Source organism: Ureibacillus aquaedulcis (genome assembly GCF_030418165.1).
GTDB lineage: Bacteria > Bacillota > Bacilli > Bacillales_A > Planococcaceae > Ureibacillus > Ureibacillus aquaedulcis.
Window position 1 is genome coordinate 261,885 of sequence record NZ_JAUHTQ010000004.1, and the last position, 18,908, is coordinate 280,792.

Sequence of the window (18,908 nt, forward strand, 5' to 3'; positions counted from 1 at the left end):
TAATTTTATTCCCATTAAAACAAGGATTGTATAGCCAAAAATCTTTCCAAGCAATATTTATTGATTTATATGATAATGTACCAATTGATTAATCTGCGAATAATAATCCTGAACACTCACATAATAACTCCAAATTATTATGGAGGTTGTTAAATGAGAAAATTATGCTATGTACCATTTCTACTAATGTTGATGTTGGCTTTAGTCGGCTGTAATACAGATTCAGACAATGCTTCAGAAACAAGCGATAATGTTAATGAAACAACGGAAGTCATTGAAGAAGATCTGGAAGAAGTTCAAGAGAAATCTTTGAGGCAAAATGATGACACAAATAATAATACATCAACTGATAGTCAATTAGAAAATGAACCACAAGGGAATACAGGTCCGAATTCTGAGCAGCAACCACCTGTAACGAATGATGTTGGCGGTCAAGGGATTACGGATGAAGGACAAAATAACGATGCAAATAATGAAGCAGACTAAAAAAACGGCCCTTTGAGGGGCCGTTTTTTTATACAAAATTCCAAATGCTTTATTTATAAAACATGGTTTACTAAAAAAATTTTGGATTAAACAGTATTAAAAAGAAGATTTAATACAAAATACTTATGAACTCTATTTTCTTATCTACTTTATCAAGTATATAGAATGGTTTTTATTATTTCAAAGTTTTATTAGGAGGTAGCTTCATGGCAGATCAAGATAAGAAAGATCCATTATTAGAGAAACGTTCATCGAGACGTTCATTCCTTAAAAGTTCCGGTTTAACAGTCGGTGGACTAATTGTCGGTGGTGCCGTTGGAACATTAATAGGTAAAGAATCCAACGAAACAACGACAACGGAAGATACAAAAAAAGCACCAACTCCGCAAGGAACAGGGAATGCAAATCCGAATGCCGCACTTATGTTCTTTACACCAAATCAATTTGATATCACAAATGCGGCGGTGGAAAGAATTTTCCCTGCCGATGATAACGGTCCGGGAGCACAGGAGTTATTGGTAGCTTATTTTATTGACCATCAACTAGCAAGTGGCTGGGGGATAGGTGCAAAAGAGTACATGGCCGGCCCGTTCTATCCGGGCGAAGAAACACAAGGGTATCAAGGCAGCTTAAATCGACAAGAAATCTTTACTGTAGGGCTTGAAGCGATTGAAAGGCATAGTGCCGAAAAATATGAAAAATCCTTCCCTGAATTATCTGGAGAAGAGCAGGATGCGGTATTAAATGACTTCCAGGAAGGTAATGTTGAGATGAAGGGAGTTTCTTCAAACTACTTCTTTAATTTACTTCGTTCTACAACAATCGAAGGCGTATATGCAGATCCACTTTATGGCGGTAATGCAAATATGGGTGGTTGGGAATTGAAGAAATACCCAGGTCACCAAATGAGTTACTTTAATATGATCGAGCAAGAAGAATTTGAAGAAATTGAACCAAAGTCTTTATCCTCGCAACATAACCATTAATCGAATTGAACTATACAGGAGTGATATAAAATGGCAACGACATTACCTAAAACGGATGTTGTGTTGATCGGTGTTGGTTGGACAGGAGGTATTTTAGCTGCTGAGCTAACTAAAAAAGGTTACCAAGTGGTAGGCCTTGAGCGTGGGAAAGGACGTAAAACTGCCGATTTTATAATGGTCCATGATGAACTGCGCTATGCAATGCGCTACGATTTAATGCAGGATTTATCAAAAGAAACGATTACATTCAGAAATAACGAAAAGATGAGGGCCCTTCCCATGCGTCAATATGGTTCTTTCTTATTGGGGACGGATGTAGGCGGATCTGGGGTCCACTGGAATGGCCAAACCTGGAGATTCCTGCCGTATGATTTCCAGATTAGGACTATGACAGAAGAACGCTATGGAAAAAATAAAATTCCGGAAGATATGCAGCTGCAAGACTGGGGAATTACTTACGACGAACTAGAACCTTATTTTGATCAATTTGAACAAATGGCAGGTATTTCAGGGGAAGAAAATCCACACGGCGGAAAACGTTCCAACCCATATCCAACGGGTCCAATGAAACATACGCCAGCAATGAGCCTATTTAAGGAAGCTTGCGAGAATCTTGGTTATAAACCATTTACACAACCATCAGCAAATTTATCGGAAGCCTATACAAATCCTGATGGTATTGCCCGTGCAGCATGTCAATATTGTGGATTCTGTGAGCGGTTTGGTTGTGAGTACGGGGCAAAAGCAGACCCGACTGTAACTGTTCTTCCAGTAGCCGAAAGTACAGGGAAATTCGATTTACGTACACATGCAAATGTTGTTGAAATTCTGCATGAGGGAAATCGAGCAACCGGGGTGCGATTTGTTGATACCCAATCTGGAGAAGAGTTCATTCAACCTGCCGAGGTAGTAGCTGTAACGAGTTATGTGTTGAATAATGTAAGATTACTCCTCCAATCAGGAATTGGGAAACCTTATGATCCTAAAACGGGTACAGGTGTCATTGGTAAAAACTATGCTTATCAAAATATGTGTGCTTCCACTACAGGTTTCTTTGAGGAACGCGAATTTAACATATATGCAGGTGCAGGTTCACTTGGAATGTGTGTTGATGAATTCAACGGAGATAATTTTGATCATTCCGATTTGAATTTCCTTCATGGTGCAAATATTTTCTTGGGACAACTAGGAAAACGACCAATTCAAAATAATGCTGTAAGACCTGATACACCAAGTTGGGGTGCAAAATTCAAAGAGGAATCGGTTAAATATCATAATCGTTCTTTATCATTTAATGCTCAAGGAGCTTCTATGCCATTCCGTTATCATTATTTAGATTTAGACCCAACGTATAAGGATGCATTTGGAAATCCATTATTGCGAATGACATATGACTTTAAAGAACAAGATAACGAAATGTCAAAATTTATGGCAACCAAAACGGAAGAGATTATGAAGGAAATGGGTGCATCTGAAGTAATCGTACAAAGGGAAAAGGGCCCATATAATATAGTTCCTTATCAGTCTACACATAACACTGGGGGCGTAATTATGGGGAATGATCCGTCAACAAGTGCCTTAAATAATTACATGCAAATGTGGGATTTCGAAAATATTTTCGTACCAGGTGCCAGTGCATTCCCACATAACTCAGGATATAATCCGACAGGTACAGTAGGAGCATTATCTTACCGTGCTGCAGAGGGAATTGATTTATATCTGAAAAATGGCGGTTCTTTAGTATAATCAATCAAATTACTGAAAATAAAAAGAGAATGTCATCAAAATAAGATAACATTCTCTTCTTCTATCTTAAATTAATTCAACCTCGATCCATTTACGCACACTATTGATGAACCAAACTTTTGAACTGTTTTCAAGGTCGGTCAAAAATAGTACTTTTTCTTGTATGATCTCTTCCTTTATTAGCTTTTCACGGAAAGTTCCTGCAAGAAGTCCACATTGAATAGGAGGGGTATAAAGCACTCCATTTATTTCAAGAACAATATTACCGTTCGTGAACTCAGTTATTTCTTCTTTTTCATTCCATAAAAGAACATCAAATACATCCGCCTGCTGGAATTGGGAATAATTATCACGATGAGTTGTTTTATGATAGTAAAATACATTCTTTTTTTGGATAGGGCCGTCTGCTAATTTAACAATTTTGGATCCGGCTTGATTGGATATAGGCTGTGATCCCAAAGTGATCTGCCCGGACTTTGCTAAAAGTAGCCGAATCTTAAAATCGCCTATAGGGTAGACTTTTGTATAATTTAATAGACTGGTTGTTATCTCTTTGCGATTAAATGAATAATTAAAGAATTTTGATGATTCCTCAAGTCGATCTAGATGCTCCTTAAGCAAATAGATTTTTCCGTTCGTTAAAAGCATGCTTTCGAGCAAGTCAAAGTTGGGTTTTTCTTGTTCAAGCAAGCTAGCCTTTGTTAGAATCTCCTCATATTCGCCTGAAGCTGTTGAATCCCATGTAATCCCACCACCAACACCATAAGTAGCGGATCCTGTTCTTTGATTGATAACCACTGTTCGGATAGGGACATTAAAAATCGCTTCGTGGTTAGGTGTAAAATAACCAATCGCCCCACAATATACATCCCGTGCAGAAGTTTCTAATTGAGAAATAACTTCCATTGTACTGATTTTAGGTGCCCCAGTAATGGAGCCGCAAGGGAAAAGTGCCTTAAACAAGTCGAAATAAGAAGTGTCATGCTTTACTTCCGCAGTAATAGTAGAAGTCATTTGGTGAACAGTAGGGTAGTGTTCAATATCAAAAAGTTTTGGCACTTGCACGGACCCTTGTTCGGCAATAATGCTTAAATCATTTCGCAATAGATCCACAATCATGACATTTTCAGCACGGTTTTTTACGGATCCGTAAAGCCACTCGGCATTTTCTTTATCCTCTTTCAGTGTTTTGCCTCTGGCAATGGTACCTTTCATCGGCCGGGTTGTAATTTGACGATCCTTTAAATGAAAGAAAAGCTCTGGAGAGGCAGATAAAACACTAAATTCACCTGTATTGATATATGCACAATAATTTGAAGATTGGGCCCTTTTTAACTGATTAAAAAAGGCGATATCATCCCCGCTGAACTGGGAATTTAATCGAATTGTATAATTTGTTTGATACGTATCCCCATTTTCGATCGAGGTTCTAATAGATTCTATCGCAGAATCGTAATGTTCCCGAGTGATATTTGGCGTCCATTTCGTATGTTCATAGCTTTCTTGGCTATCAAGGCTTTCATGTATAGGGTCTGAAAATATGCCAAACCATAATAACGGCATATTACCCTTTTGCTTTACTTGGAAAGCTTGATCAAAAGCTGGGGCACTTTCATAGGAAATATATCCGGCTGCATAAAATCCATGTTCAACAGCTTCCTGGATTAATTGGAAGCTTGGGTAAATTTCTTCTATTGTATTGGCAACTATCGTCTTTATCGGGTTTTTAAATGTAATAGGCTGCACTTCACCAGTGGAAGAAGCAAACTCGAATGATAGAAGTGGTTTTGTAGTAGTATTTTTCATGATGTTATCCTTTGGTTATTAGTAAAGAAATTTTGAATCATTTGAAGTCCATTTTCCGTAAGAATTGCTTCAGGATGAAATTGAACACCTTCAAGAGGGAATTGTTTGTGTCGAATAGCCATGATCTCATTGTCCTCGGTTTTTGCACTGACTTCCAAGCAGCTTGGCAGGGATGATTCGTCTACAATTAATGAATGGTAGCGCGTTACTGGGGCAGGAGATGGTATATTCCTGAAAATATGTTTTCCATCATGAATGATAACTTCCACTTTTCCATGCATGGGCTTGCTTGCTCTATGTACTTTCCCGCCAAATGCTTGTGCAATGATCTGATGCCCAAGACATACACCCAAAATTGGTATTTCTTGATGAAACTTTTTGACGATACTTAAGCAAATTCCGGCAGTATCCGGATTGCCAGGTCCCGGAGAAAGAAGAATTGAATCAGGCTGCATTTCCTTGATGTCTTCCAGGCTTATCTTATCATTTCGAACGACAACAACTTCCTCACCTACTGATTGAATATATTGAACCAGATTAAAGGTAAATGAATCATAATTATCAATGACAAGTATCATTCTAATCATCTTCCTTTCAAGGTGGGTAATATGAATCTATTATAGAAGAAATAGTACAGAAATGCGAAGAAATTTGAAATATAATAGAAAATCAACTAGGCTCAAAAAATGAAACCTCGATAGATAATCGAGGCATGGGTTGGGTGTTATTTATTATCATTTATGAATTTTTCAACCTTTTTCATAATGGAACTGTTCTTGATTTTTTCCATGATCGGGTTTTTCTCTTCACCATATTCTTCATTCGAGTTAGTTGTGTTTTGGTAGGGATTAGTTGACTTAGTAGCACTGCTTTGGCTTTTTAATCCGCGATCATCAAAGTTGGAGTATTCATCAAAGTCTTTGTTCTGGCTCATTATCTCATCTCCTTTCTTTCTTTCTTATCTTTCTTTCTTAATATGCGAATATTTTGTGTAGATTATGTAAACAATAATTCAAATTGTTGCTCCTCAATAGAAAATATTAGATAATAAAAAAATTAAGAATAAGTAGGGGTGTACATAGAATGCAAGCGGAGACAGTAAAATCAGAGAAGAAACAACAAAGTTTCAAAGTAGAGGATAGAGCAAGACTATTGGTAAAATGTCCGGATAAACCGGGAATTGTATCTGTTCTATCAAGTTTTCTCTTAAAATATAATGCGAATATTATAGAATCCAGTCAATATTCGAGTGATCCGGAGAATGGGACATTTTTTATCCGATTGGAATACTATTGCGACCACCTTCAAAAGAAAGCTCCAGAGATGGAACAGGAGTTTAAACAAATTGCGGATAACTATGAAATGACCTACCATTTTTATTATTTAAATAACCGTCAGCGTTCGGCCATCTATGTATCGAAAGAGTTGCACTGTTTACTTGAATTGCTGTGGGAATGGCAAAACGGAGATCTGCAAACGGACATTGCCGTTGTCATCAGCAATCACGAAGATGCTCGCGCTGTAGTAGAGTCATACGGAATACCGTTTCATTATTTGCCTGCGAATAAGGATATCCGCAAAGAAGTGGAAGCACAACAGATTGCATTAATGGAAGAATACGATGTGGATTTGTTGATTTTAGCACGCTATATGCAAATTTTAACACCTGAATTCGTCAATCATTTTGAAAATCGAATCATTAACATTCATCATTCCTTCCTGCCGGCATTCATAGGGGCAAATCCTTATGACCGTGCATATAAAAGAGGGGTGAAATTAATCGGCGCAACTTCCCACTATGTTACAAATGACCTTGATGAAGGCCCGATTATCGAACAGGATGTAGAGCGCGTGGACCATCGCGATGACGTTGCGACACTAAAGAAAATCGGTGGCAAGATTGAACGTCGCGTGTTAGCGAAAGCAGTGAAGTGGCATTTAGAGAATCGGATTATTGTGGAAGGTAATAAAACAATCGTATTTCATTAATCCTTGAACATGCAAAAGCTGGAAATCCGTGAAATTGGTTTCCAGCTTTTTTACCGGGAAGCACCAGGAATTCGAATAAATCCCCTACTCAATTGGTGTATTATTTGCAATTTCTATATCGTGTAACTTTTCGTAAATTCTTCTTTTCCTGTAAAGCATTGTTCCGGCTTCTGATACGTCATCCATCATGCCCTTATTAATAATTGCCCCAAACACCATCCCTGCGATTGGTACCATTTGAAATAACTTTTTCCACCCAAAATTATCGCGATAGGTGAAGAATACCTCTTGCCAACCCTTTAATTGACTGATCATACTTTCTGCTGAATCTTTTTTCTGATTCATGCTTGCGAGTTCATTCAAAATAGCTTCTTTTCCGACAATATCTGCTGAAGCAAATTGCAAACACTTCACTATGAATACTCGCTCTTGTTTTTCGTTTGGATTGTAGCCGTGAATAATTGCAATTTCTTGCAAGGTCTTCAAAGCCATCCCCAGAATGACCGGAATATCAATGACCAAGGTAAAGATACCGCCAATACCTGTAGAAGCTCCTTGTACAGTTGCTAATTTACCTCTTTCGTTTTGCAGGGCATGACTCATTGAAATCATATCTTCAATCGGCATGGTCCCTATATCATCAAATGTCTCGATAGGGTGTGAAGTGGACTTTTGTATTTTTTTCATCATCTGTTTTTCACTAATTAAATATTTACCGCCTGTTTGAATATAGCTTCCCAATTCATTTACCAAAATACCAATTTTGGCTTGTATGAATTTTGGTGTTAACTTATCAATTACCTTAAAGGGCAGACGCCCCAGCTTCTCCCAAAAGAATAATCCCTTCTGGTCATCCTCCCACTTTTCAATTTCCTCCAAGTATACGGTCAATTGTTCTTTTGATTCCAATATCATATCTCCCATCCATTCTCCAAATCTTTATAAACTTTTACGTTTTATATGCTATAAGGTTTCATTTAAAGTATGTACATTTTAGGTCATGTTTAAATTATGACAAAATCAAAACAAAATGAATGTCACTGAAAGCTGGGTCGTATATATAACTGATACCCATTTTAGTTGCTATTGATGCTAGATAAAATTGGGAGGGACGTAATGGGAAGTGTATCGCAAAGCGAGATGTTGCAGTTCCATGACCACTTCAGGGATTCGTTGATTATAGATAAATTCGATCCCCAGCTGGAAACTTGGCATAATAGAAGGATGGAAAAATTGCAAAGTGAAACTCGGGAAGATGCAATGGTTTGGAATGTTTTTCGGACATTAAACCAGATAGAACGCAAACTTTGGGTTGAACAACTATTTTATAAAGCATTCAATAAAGAGCTTAAGCATTCGCCGGAACAAATACAAATCAAGTTATGGAAAAAAATTCACCCACCCAAAAGCCTTCCACTAAATGAAGGCAAGTCGGATATTGATATAATCATAGAGTCTGATACCTTTGTTTGGTTTATTGAAGCAAAGTATAGGACGGATATTGCTTTAGGTACCCATTCCGACCCGACAAGAGATGAAATCATTCGGTATATAGATGTAGGTACAAATTATGCAAGAAAAAGAGATTTTTATTTTTCGCTATTACTATTAGATAGGTTTAATAGTCCCATTGGTTATCGATTGGCAAATGAGTATGGAATTTCCGAAGTTAAAGTGAGGGAATTACTGCCACACCGGGTAGAACTTCCATTTCCAAGTGGCATTAGTGCATTTCAGTGGAAAGAAGTTCAAGCACTTCTCAAAACTATCTATCTTTATAGTAAGAATAAGCACGAAAGGTTCATTGCTGACCAGGTTAGCTATTGGTTATTCGAAAAAATCAGGGATGATCAATAATAGTTCAATCTTTATAATTTTTTAGCCGACATTCATTTAACTTGTGTCGGTTTTTCGTGATGCTTCAACAACTTCGATTATAATTTTCATGGTTAAATTTATCATTTTTAGCCCATTATGTAGTTAGAAGATTTAATCTAAAGGTTGTGAGGGAATTGTATATTCTTGTGATTGGTGCGAGTAGCCAAATCGGTAGATGTTTACTTAACCTGATTATTGAGGGGGGAAACCACCGGGCAAAAGTTTTGCTGCAGAACAAGGCACAGGAAGCTTTTTTCAATGAGAAGGGCATCAATAATTTTATATATAGAAAAGAAGAGCCGATTGGGAAGTTTATAAAGGCTGTTCACAATCTTGATGCCGTTGTATTTGCAGATTATAGTATAGAAGACCTGCAAACTGATGCTTTAGATGAAATTGATGAGACCATCAAATTATTGGAAGCTTTAAAATATACTAAGGTGAAACGGGTGGTTCACATTAGTACATTTGAAACGAGTAAAGAAGATTGGCATCACTTTCCTGAATATTTCCGTCCGGCAATGATTAAAAATTATTACATTGATCAGTGGCTAAGGTTGTCATCACTCGAATATACGATCATCCATCCGGGGGAATTGAATGATAAAAAGGGAACGGGATCTGTCAAAGTCGTGGATAATGATGTCAAGAGAGGTGAGATTTCAAGAGAAGATGTTGCCAATGTTGTACTTGCATGCCTAGAAAGCCAGTCCACCATTAAAAAAGAATTTAAAGTCATCTCAGGCAAATTATCCATCACGGAAGCCATAAATACAGCCAATTAAGTTCTGAACAAAAAAAGTAAAAAAAAAACATTGCATGTTTTACTAGAGTTAGCACTTAGAATGCTATTTATTTCACCTTTTATAAACGAAAATTTTATTATATAATAGTAGATATTTTAATCTTAGAAGAAATGTATTATAATATTATACGGTTATAATTAATACAGAGAAGGTGGGTCCTGGATGTATTTAATTACAAGGGGTTTTCACCTACATCTTTGCAAATATAGGGGAGATAAGGAAGGTAATCATGAGTACTAGATATGAAAAAACAGACGTTATCTTAATTGGTGCCGGTGTTATGAGTGCTACATTAGGGTCCATGCTAAAAGAATTGGCACCTGAGTGGGAAATCAAGGTTTTCGAAGCACTTGATAAGCCAGGTGAAGAAAGTTCAAACGAATGGAATAATGCTGGTACAGGACACTCTGCACTATGCGAGCTTAACTATACACCAGAAAAACCAGACGGTACGGTTGAAATAAAAAAAGCTATTGATATTAATGAACAGTTCCAACTTTCAAAACAATTTTGGTCATTCCTTGTAAAGAACAACTTGATCAGCAATCCGGAAGATTTCATCAAAGCAATCCCGCATATGAGCTTAGTTATGGGAGAAGATGATGTAAACTTTTTAAGAAAACGATTTGAAGCGCTTTCAGTCAACCCGTTATTCAAAGGTATGGAATATACTGAAGATCCGGCAAAACTTAAAGAATGGATGCCGCTTGTAATGGAAGGCCGCAAAGAGAACGAACGTCTTGCAGCAACTAAAATCGACGGCGGTACGGATGTTAACTTTGGTGCTTTAACACGCATGTTAATCGAATACTTAGGCAAACAAAATGTTGAAGTTAACTATAAGCACTCCGTTTCTGATATCAAACGTTCAAGCGATGGTATGTGGGAAGTAAAAGTACATGATCTTGATGGATGTAAAATGGAGTATCATAAAGCGAAATTTGTCTTTATTGGTGCTGGTGGCGCAAGTCTTCCTTTATTGCAAGCAACAGGTATTCCTGAATCAAAACATATTGGCGGATTCCCTGTAAGCGGTTTATTCATGGTATGCAATAATCAGGAAATCGTTGAACAACATCATGGTAAAGTGTATGGTAAAGCAAAAGTTGGTGCACCACCAATGTCGGTACCACACTTGGATACACGTTTTATCGACAATAAAAAATCATTACTATTCGGACCATTTGCAGGTTTCTCGCCGAAATTCCTAAAAACGGGTTCAAATATGGATTTAATCGCATCGGTTAAACCAAATAATCTTTTAACAATGTTATCTGCCGGCGTAAAAGAAATGTCATTGACAAAGTATTTAATCCAGCAGGTTATGTTATCAAGCGAACAACGCTTAGAAGAGCTGCAGGAATTTGTTCCAAACGCCAAGCTTGAAGATTGGGATATCGTTGTGGCTGGACAACGTGTTCAAGTTATTAAAGATACAGATGCAGGCAAAGGAACACTTCAATTTGGTACTGAAGTAGTTACAGCTGCTGACGGTTCAGTCGCTGCATTACTCGGAGCTTCTCCAGGTGCATCTACTGCTGTAAAAGTAATGCTGGACGTTATGAATAAATGCTTCCCGGACCGTATCAAAGAATGGGAACCAAAAATCAAGGAAATGATTCCTTCATATGGTATGTCACTTGCAGAAAATCCTGCTTTACTAGAAGAAATTACAGCTTCAACTGCTGAAGTTCTCGGACTTAACGAAAAAGAAGCAGTTCATAGCTAATTAAATTAAATTCCGGACCATCAATCAGTAACTTTGCTGATTGATGGTTTTTTTGTAGAAAAAGTATGCTGATGGTAAAATTCGACTTACAATTTAGGAGATATTCCTAAAAATAATTGATATCTATATATAAGTTAATTATTATATAAGAGGTTGGTTATATATAGAATGGTAACTGATATTTTACTAATTTCAGCATCAGCACTTTTTTTGCTTATGATCTAGGAGGAAGTCTTCATTGTTTACAGCTATAGCAGCAACGCTTATTTTTCTAGTTACACTTATTTTCGTTATTTGGCAGCCAAGAGGGTTAAATATTGGTTGGACTGCATGTGCAGGGGCCATTCTTGCTTTAATTGCAGGGGTGGTGGATCTAGGGGATGTAGGGGAAGTTGTGGGAATTACCTGGAATGCCACAATCTCTTTTGTAGCCATTATACTGATTTCTTTAATTTTAGATGAGATTGGGTTATTTGAATGGGCTGCATTACATATGGCCAGAGCAGCTAAAGGCAATGGGCTAAAAATGTTTGTTTATGTAAGCATTCTAGGGGCGATTGTAGCCGCGTTATTCGCAAACGATGGAGCTGCATTAATCTTGACGCCAATTGTATTAGCGATGGTTCGAAACTTAAATTTCCAGGAAAAAATGATTTTTCCATTCATTATGGCTAGCGGATTTATTGCAGATATGACATCGCTGCCCTTCGTGGTAAGTAATTTGGTAAATATCGTGTCGGCAGATTTTTTTGATATTGGGTTTTTGGAGTATGCGGCAAGAATGATACTGCCAAATCTATTTTCATTACTTGCAACGGTTACGGTTTTACTAATATATTTTAGAAAAAGCATTCCTAAAAATTACGATATGTCAAAATTAAAGCGGCCAAACGAAGCCATAAAAGATCAAAAATTAGTTAGTGTTTCTTGGTATGTACTTGCTTTATTATTGATAGGATACTTTTCAAGCGAATTTATAGGCATCCCGGTTTCATTTGTAGCAGGTACTATAGCAATCTTCTTTATACTAATGGCCAGAAAAAGTCCTTCGGTCAACACGGCATCAGTTTTGAAAGGCGCTCCTTGGAATGTGGTCTTTTTCTCGATAGGAATGTATGTGGTGGTATATGGATTGGGAAATGCATGGTTAACGTACTCCTTGGCAGGGGTTATTCAGTACTTTGCAGAGCAGGGTTTGTTTACAGCCACAATTTCTATGGGCTTTATCGCTGCAATACTCTCTTCTGTTATGAATAACATGCCAACTGTCATGATTGATGCACTAGCAATTGCAGAAACCAGCACAAGCGGAATTGTAAGGGAAGCTTTGATTTATGCAAATGTCATCGGTTCAGACCTAGGACCGAAAATTACACCAATTGGATCACTGGCCACATTGGTTTGGCTGCATGTACTTTCCCAGAAAGGCATAAAAATTTCTTGGGGTACCTATTTTAGAACGGGTATACTGCTTACAGTACCCATTCTGTTCATTACATTACTTGGATTATTTATAACATTAATTGTTTTCTAGAAGGAGTATTCTAATATGGCGAAAAAGACACTTTATTTTTTATGTACAGGCAACTCCTGCAGAAGTCAGATGGCTGAGGGATGGGCAAAAAAATTATTATCAACCGATGAATGGGAAGTAAAGAGTGCAGGTATCGAGGCACATGGTCTAAACCCCAATGCGATTAAGGCAATGGATGAAGTGAATATCGATATTTCGACTCAAACCTCCGATATTATTGACCTGCAAACACTAAATAATGCGCATCTAGTCGTTACTTTATGTGGAGATGCCAACGATAAATGTCCTGTAACACCACCGCTTGTCAAACGGGAACACTGGGGATTTGATGACCCAGCCAAAGCGCAAGGAACCCCTGAAGAAAAGTGGGCATTCTTCCAACGTGTACGTGATGAAATAGGAGAGAGAGTTCAACGTTTTGCTAGTACAGGGAGGTGAGGATATGGACCTTCAATTAATGGAAAAACAGCTTAAAGCAGTATCAGACTCCAACCGGTTAACGCTCCTAAGTTGTTTAAAGTCCGCAGAAGTTTGTGTCTGTGATTTTGTCGATATTCTCGGAATTTCTCAACCCGCTGTCAGTCAGCATTTAAAGAAACTGGAGGAAGCAGGCATTATAACAGCACGTAAAGTTGGTACTTGGAAACATTATCGACTTATTGAAAATCAAACACCCATTATTCGGGCGGTATTAGATGAATTAGAAGAACGGCAAGCATGTAACTGTGGTACAGGAACTTCATGTGATTAATGACAATCAGCTGTTGAAATAGGTGTTTCTGAAGATATCCCGTATTCTAGGGATTGAATTTATGAATCTAGCCACTTTCCAGAGTAATGCAGCCACTTGTATAACTTTCAAAAATTATATAAAAACCGGAGAGAAAATAAAATTTTTCTCTCCGGCTAAACAAGCCTGCTAAGCTTCTTCTTCAAAATAAATTTTGTAATATTTACGATTTGTTGCCTCATCATAGCCAATCTCAATTAGTTCGTCAACCTGATCGATGTTTTGTACATTTACTTGTATTTCAATGTTTGAATCGAGTTTAATTTTTCGTTTATACGTTTTTTCAGACTTCTCAATCGCAAAATCTGATATAACCGTTTCATAGGGTTTTACGGTATTCACAATCACATCTTTTTGTGTAGAATCCGCTTGGGCAAAAACTGTATCGATATAATCATTAACATGGAACTCTTCTTCATTTCTGAAATAATCAAGGGTTTTATTCAAGAGACCGAGCTTTTCTGTATTGCTGAAGCTTTCTTCTTTTAATATATATTTTTTAACTTCCGTTAGTGCTAAATTTGTTTTATGATAATGTTCATCTGCTACCCTGATCTTTAAGAATCGCTCCTGCCAATAGACCACATCTTCTTTTCTCTTGGTTTTTATAAATACAGCAGGCGGTGCGTCCTCACCCATATCGACTATAACAGCGACATTATTGACTTTCTTTACGTTTATCCCATCGATTCCATTTACAATCATTCTATCCTCGTCATTTTTCACATCCAAGAATATCTCTTTTTCATCAATCTTAACAATGGAGATGGCCTTTTTTACGGCATTATTCCAAATGCAATTGTCAAAGAGACCGATAAACAATTCTCCATTTTTAATATTTGGATGCTGGGAAGCGCTGTGTAAATGTGTGGCAATATTTTGTGATTGTTCTAGAAAACTACTTTCATCATTAAAAATTGATTTGGAATATGTATAAATTTCATTTAAAATGATATCTGTTTCATGAAAAAAATCGAATTGCTGGTCTACATCAATTTTGTTGAATGCCAGTTGCGTAAAGGCTGCTTCAAGCAGGACCTCTGGTTGAGGAAAAGCCTCTTCACCCATAATGAGTGTATCACCTACATAATGCAAGACGTATTGAGTTAATTTACTTTCACTTACCTCTAACAAATTCTTCTCACCTACTAAATTATGATTTCCGGAGAATATACCATACCATATACTAAAGATATTTTCATAGCTAATCTTGCATCTAATAATTGCCAAAAGCAATAGAGAAGTAAAACTATACAATCATGATAAAATACTATATAATAACTTAAAGAATACAAGCGATTCAAATTAGAAAACCGTTTCCGTTAAGTGTTTGGTAACACTTAACAAGAGGAAACGGTTTTTTATATTTTAGCTAAGGGCCAGTCGATAGATTAAAAATCTTTCGTAAGTATTTTTAAGATACAGTTCCGGGAGTGGTACCTCTTTAATCAATTCAAACCCGGTATGCCTTTCTAAATAATAAGTATAATCGTCAGCAGCATAATAGAGGATTATCTCAATTTCACGCTTATGATTTTCAACAGATAATAGGATATTATTTAAAACCTTCATAAAAATTTGTACCGAAAAGGGGTTAAAAAAGTAAAATCTGTTATCACTGGGTTGAACCTCATATTGTTCTGCTAAGCAGCAATGAAATTGAACATCTTCCGACTTTCGGTGTGTCTTGTCTAAATAGCAATTCCTATTTTTCATGGCTTCCTGAAAAAAGGATGTATTCATTTCTATTCCCGTAACTGGTACTTGAAATAAATAGTTAATATAAAAAACTAATCGTCCTTTACCACAACCGAAATCCACTATGCGATCATTTGAGTGTACTTGGTAATGTTTGAATAATTCTTCCAAGGCAGAGTAAGGGGTTGGTTCGTAAGGATGATAATGTATTGAATGATTGATCTCTGTTTTTTTTCCGCGTGTATTAATATTCAGCAATTCCTCATAGTATTCTTCCAAAATTTCTGCAGCTCTCCAATCTTATATTTTCTAATTAGATAAAATCTCCTCGGCCATCAGTTTATAGGATTGTATCCGGTCGATTGGGGAGTGGGTTATCGTTAGTATCATGAATTCATCGACATTGTAAATCGATTGCAGGTTGGCAAGTGAATTTTTTACTTCATATGGAGTCCCAATAATCATTTTCTGTTTTAATTTCTTTAGTTGCTCTTTCTCCTGGTCTGTAAGTTCATAGCTTTTTGCCTCTTGAATGGAAGGCACTGTTTGTCCTTCTCCGCGGTCTTGCATTATTTGCCAAACAAGCGGACTCCATGCTATTTCCTCAGCTTTTTCCGTTGTATCGGCACAAACTACTGGAACTGTTAACAAAACTTTTGGAGCAGGACTAAATTGATTGCTATTAAATGTCTTTCTGTATTTATCAATTATCGAAACGGCATCCAAATCACTCATAAATAGGCCAAAAGCATATGGTAAGCCATTTTGTGCAGCGAGCAGTGCACTTTTTTCGCTGGTGCCCAGCATCCAGGGGATAGGTGGATTTTCTGGAACTGGAGCAGCCGTTATTTTGGAAAATTGATGTTCATTTGAAAAATCATTTTTCAGAAAATGAAGTAATTCATCCACTAAATCAGACATCTTAAAAACCTTTTGTAAAAAATTATCTGATAAGGCATTGGTTGCCTCAGCAGAGCCCCCAGGTGAACGGCCGATTCCCAGATCAATTCGGTTCGGGAAGAGTGTCGAGAGCATATTATAGATTTCGGCGACTTTATAGGGTTTGTAATGAGGCAATAATACAGCACCACATCCAATGCGAATTTGTTTTGTATTTGCCCCAATTAAACTTAGCATCACCTCAGGGGCTGAGCATGCCAATCCAGGTAAATCGTGATGTTCTGCAATCCAATAACGTGTATATCCAAATTGGTCGCATGCTTTAGCAAGGTTAAGCGATTCATTTAAAGCATCGCTTGCAGTTTGATCGGATGAAATTGGGGATTGGTCCAAGATACTCAATTTCAATTTAAACAACCTCTTTTCTTAATTCTTCACTTCTTGTAAAGACACATGGTAATCGCCAATTTGTCCTTTTTCATAAAGATTTGTGATGGATGTCGAGTATTGAATGATGCTTCCTTTGAATGATAGGTCCTTCACCGGGACTGTTATCTGAAATGTCCCTTCGTATAACAGGACGGCAATGTCGTGATAATCCTCACTCGCCACTTTGAAGTCGATAATAATATTATGTAAACCATTTACAGTTGTTTCTTCGTATTTCTCGATTGGTATCACGGTATCATTTAATATAATCTCTTTTACCAAAATTAGCCCTCCTTTAGGGAATTTGCATAGAAATCATATCACTGATTAGAAAGAAGAGACAATTAAAAGGAATTATAGAGTAGGACTTATTCCATTTAAAAATGCAATTGCCCCTGTTTTTCAAATCCAGCAATATTTGAGCAATACTCAAATGTCCCCGAACTAAACTAATGGCCCAGACTTTCATGGACACGACCCTGATCACGAATAAGTTGGCTACTTCACTTTATATAAAATTTTCATAACAATGATATTCAACTATACCAACTATTTAAATATCCATATTCTATTAGTGTCAAGTTGATAATAGGTTACAGCTTGAATCTACCAGGAAAGGAGGAGGCATAAATGGGACGTTGGGAATGTACAAATTGTTACCACAAAAACGCTAGCAAGAAAAAGAAATGCAGGCACTGTGACACTCCTAGTTTAGTGATGGAGGAGGAAAGTGTCATGGCTACGGAAATGGAATCGGTAATGGTTGCTGAAACTGAATCAGTAATGGCTATGGATGCTAGACCGATGAAGACTAACAGAAAAAACTGGCACGAGGATGCTTTCGTAGATCAGGAGTTTGACCAAATTTTTAAAATGCAGCAAGAATCAAACGAAGTAATATGGATCAAGGATTCTTGTGACGTGGAGGTAAAAACAACTGATACTCAAGCTGCTGTTTCTCTTCAAGTAGGATTACAACTTGCAATTGCTTTAGTTATTAGCATTTCACTTGGAGATTCAGACCAGGGCCGTGCGGTGGCACAAGATATCTTCCAAAAATTTGATGATGAGCAAATAAATAGACAAAGAATTTATGTAGATAACAGTAAAGATGTTCATATCCACACAACAGATACTGATTTATCAGTTAGCATTCAAGCATTGCTGCAAGTTCTACTTACGTTAGTAGTGAAAATCGATGTACTTTAATCAAATTTAAAGGGGGGAATAAAATGGCAGAAAAAAAGTGGCGAGCTTTAGATCACTGTGATGACCACTGCAGAAATAATGATGCAGATGTAGAGCAAGATGCTGTCCAAAAACAAGTAACAAAGCAAATCTCCGACGAATGGATTATTGTTAGGGATTCTGAATGTGTTGAAGTAACTACCACTGATACACAGATAGCTTTATCATTGCAACTTGCAATCCAAGCAGCAATTGTCGCTGTTATCAGTATAACAATTGGTGATAATGAGCAAGGAAAGAATGTGGCTCAAGACTTAAAACAATTTATGAAAACAAAGCAAAGCAATAGGCAAAAAACAATTATTGAAGGCAGTAAGAATGTTAAGGTTAAAACAACTGATACTGATATTTCTGTAAATATTCAAGCGCTTCTTCAAATTCTAGTTACTGTTGTTGCTAAATTAGATGTGCTGTAACAGCCGGTACTAAAATTAAATTTTTTATGACATTCAATCATAAAAGATTGGGTGGAATTTATAAATAATACAAAACTTTCCACGCAACAAATCCAATTCCCGATGTTGCGTGGAAATTCTTATATAGAGAATCAATGATTGGGCTTAAAGAAATTAGATGTACAAGACTCTTATAATCTACTCGTTTCTCAGGTTAATTGCATATACTTATAAAAAACGTCATTTCGAGAAGGAGTGATAAAATGAGTGCAATTCCAAATAAGGTTGTTGATTTACTTGTAAGTGAAATTTTTCGAAAAAACAACGTTAATATTGAAAATGCTAAATCAAAGTTGACCGATGAGCAAAAACAGGCAATCAGGGATTTAGTCGATGAATTAAAATCGCAAGTAGACACATTTGTGAAAGAATCGTCTTCCTCGACAAAGGAATAAAAAGTACCTTTTTAAACGTCTCGGAATAGGGAC

Annotated in this window: 21 protein-coding genes; 13 read left to right on the forward strand and 8 right to left on the reverse strand. The window is 36.9% G+C overall.

All coding sequences use genetic code 11. From position 1 onward, the window contains the following. Positions 1-153: 153 nt before the first annotated feature. The 3 genes from QYB95_RS08240 (at position 154) to QYB95_RS08250 (ending at position 3,218) form a co-directional block, all read left to right on the forward strand. Complete coding sequence (locus tag QYB95_RS08240; RefSeq protein WP_301137837.1) at positions 154-486, forward strand: hypothetical protein; 333 nt, start codon at positions 154-156, stop codon at positions 484-486. A 206-nt stretch (positions 487-692) separates the two neighbouring features. Further along, complete coding sequence (locus tag QYB95_RS08245) at positions 693-1,472, forward strand: gluconate 2-dehydrogenase subunit 3 family protein (RefSeq protein WP_301137838.1); 780 nt, start codon at positions 693-695, stop codon at positions 1,470-1,472. 30 nt (positions 1,473-1,502) lie between these two features. Beyond that, complete coding sequence (locus QYB95_RS08250) at positions 1,503-3,218, forward strand: GMC family oxidoreductase (RefSeq protein WP_301137839.1); 1,716 nt, start codon at positions 1,503-1,505, stop codon at positions 3,216-3,218. 66 nt (positions 3,219-3,284) lie between these two features. Here the strand turns inward: QYB95_RS08250 and pabB are convergent, their stop codons facing one another. From pabB to QYB95_RS08265, 3 genes are all read right to left on the reverse strand, one after another. Further along, a complete protein-coding gene (pabB, locus tag QYB95_RS08255; RefSeq protein WP_301137840.1) occupies positions 3,285-5,024 on the reverse strand; it encodes an aminodeoxychorismate synthase component I in 1,740 nt (579 codons plus the stop codon). After that, positions 5,021-5,602 carry an anthranilate synthase component II gene (locus QYB95_RS08260; RefSeq protein ID WP_301137841.1) on the reverse strand — a complete coding sequence of 194 codons (582 nt, stop codon included), beginning with the start codon at positions 5,600-5,602 and terminating at the stop codon, positions 5,021-5,023. Before QYB95_RS08260 ends, pabB begins: the two co-directional genes overlap by 4 nt. Before the next feature lie 146 nt (positions 5,603-5,748). Further along, a complete protein-coding gene (locus tag QYB95_RS08265; protein ID WP_301137842.1) occupies positions 5,749-5,958 on the reverse strand; it encodes a hypothetical protein in 210 nt (69 codons plus the stop codon). A gap of 149 nt (positions 5,959-6,107) precedes the next feature. Between QYB95_RS08265 and purU the strand changes: the two genes are divergently transcribed. Further along, positions 6,108-7,013 carry a formyltetrahydrofolate deformylase gene (gene purU / locus QYB95_RS08270; protein ID WP_301137843.1) on the forward strand — a complete coding sequence of 302 codons (906 nt, stop codon included), beginning with the start codon at positions 6,108-6,110 and terminating at the stop codon, positions 7,011-7,013. Between the two features lie 84 nt (positions 7,014-7,097). Here purU and QYB95_RS08275 read toward each other — a convergent pair whose 3' ends face one another. Then, the gene (locus QYB95_RS08275; protein ID WP_301137889.1) at positions 7,098-7,922 is read right to left on the reverse strand and encodes an EcsC family protein; all 825 of its coding nucleotides are present in this window, start codon (positions 7,920-7,922) and stop codon (positions 7,098-7,100) included. Between the two features lie 207 nt (positions 7,923-8,129). On the opposite strand from QYB95_RS08275, the gene QYB95_RS08280 reads away from it, so the two are divergent. The 6 genes from QYB95_RS08280 to QYB95_RS08305 all read left to right on the forward strand — a co-directional run bounded on the left by QYB95_RS08280 (position 8,130) and on the right by QYB95_RS08305 (position 13,711). After that, complete coding sequence (locus QYB95_RS08280; protein ID WP_301137844.1) at positions 8,130-8,870, forward strand: hypothetical protein; 741 nt, start codon at positions 8,130-8,132, stop codon at positions 8,868-8,870. Positions 8,871-9,025: 155 nt separating this feature from the next. Continuing rightward, positions 9,026-9,676 carry an SDR family oxidoreductase gene (locus QYB95_RS08285; protein ID WP_301137845.1) on the forward strand — a complete coding sequence of 217 codons (651 nt, stop codon included), beginning with the start codon at positions 9,026-9,028 and terminating at the stop codon, positions 9,674-9,676. Between the two features lie 250 nt (positions 9,677-9,926). Further along, positions 9,927-11,426 (forward strand): malate:quinone oxidoreductase, encoded by a 1,500-nt coding sequence (locus tag QYB95_RS08290; protein WP_301137846.1) that lies wholly within the window; start codon positions 9,927-9,929, stop codon positions 11,424-11,426. 238 nt (positions 11,427-11,664) lie between these two features. Continuing rightward, the gene (locus tag QYB95_RS08295; RefSeq protein WP_301137847.1) at positions 11,665-12,960 is read left to right on the forward strand and encodes an arsenic transporter; all 1,296 of its coding nucleotides are present in this window, start codon (positions 11,665-11,667) and stop codon (positions 12,958-12,960) included. Between the two features lie 15 nt (positions 12,961-12,975). Next, on the forward strand, positions 12,976-13,398 hold the full coding sequence (gene arsC / locus QYB95_RS08300; protein WP_301137848.1) for an arsenate reductase (thioredoxin): 423 nt from the start codon (positions 12,976-12,978) through the stop codon (positions 13,396-13,398). A gap of 4 nt (positions 13,399-13,402) precedes the next feature. Next, a complete protein-coding gene (locus tag QYB95_RS08305; RefSeq protein ID WP_301137890.1) occupies positions 13,403-13,711 on the forward strand; it encodes an ArsR/SmtB family transcription factor in 309 nt (102 codons plus the stop codon). A gap of 168 nt (positions 13,712-13,879) precedes the next feature. On the opposite strand, the gene QYB95_RS08310 is transcribed toward QYB95_RS08305, so the two are convergent. The 4 genes from QYB95_RS08310 to QYB95_RS08325 all read right to left on the reverse strand — a co-directional run bounded on the left by QYB95_RS08310 (position 13,880) and on the right by QYB95_RS08325 (position 17,059). Then, positions 13,880-14,884 carry a nucleoid-associated protein gene (locus QYB95_RS08310; protein ID WP_301137850.1) on the reverse strand — a complete coding sequence of 335 codons (1,005 nt, stop codon included), beginning with the start codon at positions 14,882-14,884 and terminating at the stop codon, positions 13,880-13,882. Between the two features lie 234 nt (positions 14,885-15,118). Then, positions 15,119-15,730 carry a methyltransferase gene (locus QYB95_RS08315; protein WP_301137891.1) on the reverse strand — a complete coding sequence of 204 codons (612 nt, stop codon included), beginning with the start codon at positions 15,728-15,730 and terminating at the stop codon, positions 15,119-15,121. 27 nt (positions 15,731-15,757) lie between these two features. Next, a complete protein-coding gene (locus QYB95_RS08320; protein ID WP_301137851.1) occupies positions 15,758-16,756 on the reverse strand; it encodes an LLM class flavin-dependent oxidoreductase in 999 nt (332 codons plus the stop codon). A gap of 18 nt (positions 16,757-16,774) precedes the next feature. Then, positions 16,775-17,059, reverse strand: coding sequence for a DUF3219 family protein (locus tag QYB95_RS08325; RefSeq protein WP_301137853.1), 285 nt, complete (start codon positions 17,057-17,059; stop codon positions 16,775-16,777). A 453-nt stretch (positions 17,060-17,512) separates the two neighbouring features. Between QYB95_RS08325 and QYB95_RS08330 the strand changes: the two genes are divergently transcribed. From QYB95_RS08330 to QYB95_RS08340, 3 genes are all read left to right on the forward strand, one after another. Then, on the forward strand, positions 17,513-17,986 hold the full coding sequence (locus QYB95_RS08330) for a spore coat protein (protein ID WP_301137855.1): 474 nt from the start codon (positions 17,513-17,515) through the stop codon (positions 17,984-17,986). A 23-nt stretch (positions 17,987-18,009) separates the two neighbouring features. Beyond that, entirely contained in the window at positions 18,010-18,441 is a 432-nt protein-coding gene (locus QYB95_RS08335) for a spore coat protein (protein WP_301137857.1), read from the forward strand. 242 nt (positions 18,442-18,683) lie between these two features. Further along, positions 18,684-18,875, forward strand: a complete 192-nt coding sequence (locus tag QYB95_RS08340; protein WP_301137858.1) for a spore coat protein — start codon at positions 18,684-18,686, stop codon at positions 18,873-18,875. Positions 18,876-18,908 lie beyond the last annotated feature (33 nt).

Bases quoted from the DNA above. Each gene is read 5' to 3' on its own strand.
- QYB95_RS08240 (WP_301137837.1), top strand. From the start codon at position 154: ATGAGAAAATTATGCTATGTACCATTTCTACTAATGTTGATGTTGGCT.
- QYB95_RS08245 (WP_301137838.1), top strand. From the start codon at position 693: ATGGCAGATCAAGATAAGAAAGATCCATTATTAGAGAAACGTTCATCG.
- QYB95_RS08250 (WP_301137839.1), top strand. From the start codon at position 1,503: ATGGCAACGACATTACCTAAAACGGATGTTGTGTTGATCGGTGTTGGT.
- pabB (WP_301137840.1), bottom strand. From the start codon at position 5,024: ATGAAAAATACTACTACAAAACCACTTCTATCATTCGAGTTTGCTTCT.
- QYB95_RS08260 (WP_301137841.1), bottom strand. From the start codon at position 5,602: ATGATACTTGTCATTGATAATTATGATTCATTTACCTTTAATCTGGTT.
- QYB95_RS08265 (WP_301137842.1), bottom strand. From the start codon at position 5,958: ATGAGCCAGAACAAAGACTTTGATGAATACTCCAACTTTGATGATCGC.
- purU (WP_301137843.1), top strand. From the start codon at position 6,108: ATGCAAGCGGAGACAGTAAAATCAGAGAAGAAACAACAAAGTTTCAAA.
- QYB95_RS08280 (WP_301137844.1), top strand. From the start codon at position 8,130: ATGGGAAGTGTATCGCAAAGCGAGATGTTGCAGTTCCATGACCACTTC.
- QYB95_RS08290 (WP_301137846.1), top strand. From the start codon at position 9,927: ATGAGTACTAGATATGAAAAAACAGACGTTATCTTAATTGGTGCCGGT.
- arsC (WP_301137848.1), top strand. From the start codon at position 12,976: ATGGCGAAAAAGACACTTTATTTTTTATGTACAGGCAACTCCTGCAGA.
- QYB95_RS08305 (WP_301137890.1), top strand. From the start codon at position 13,403: ATGGACCTTCAATTAATGGAAAAACAGCTTAAAGCAGTATCAGACTCC.
- QYB95_RS08330 (WP_301137855.1), top strand. From the start codon at position 17,513: ATGGCTACGGAAATGGAATCGGTAATGGTTGCTGAAACTGAATCAGTA.
- QYB95_RS08335 (WP_301137857.1), top strand. From the start codon at position 18,010: ATGGCAGAAAAAAAGTGGCGAGCTTTAGATCACTGTGATGACCACTGC.
- QYB95_RS08340 (WP_301137858.1), top strand. From the start codon at position 18,684: ATGAGTGCAATTCCAAATAAGGTTGTTGATTTACTTGTAAGTGAAATT.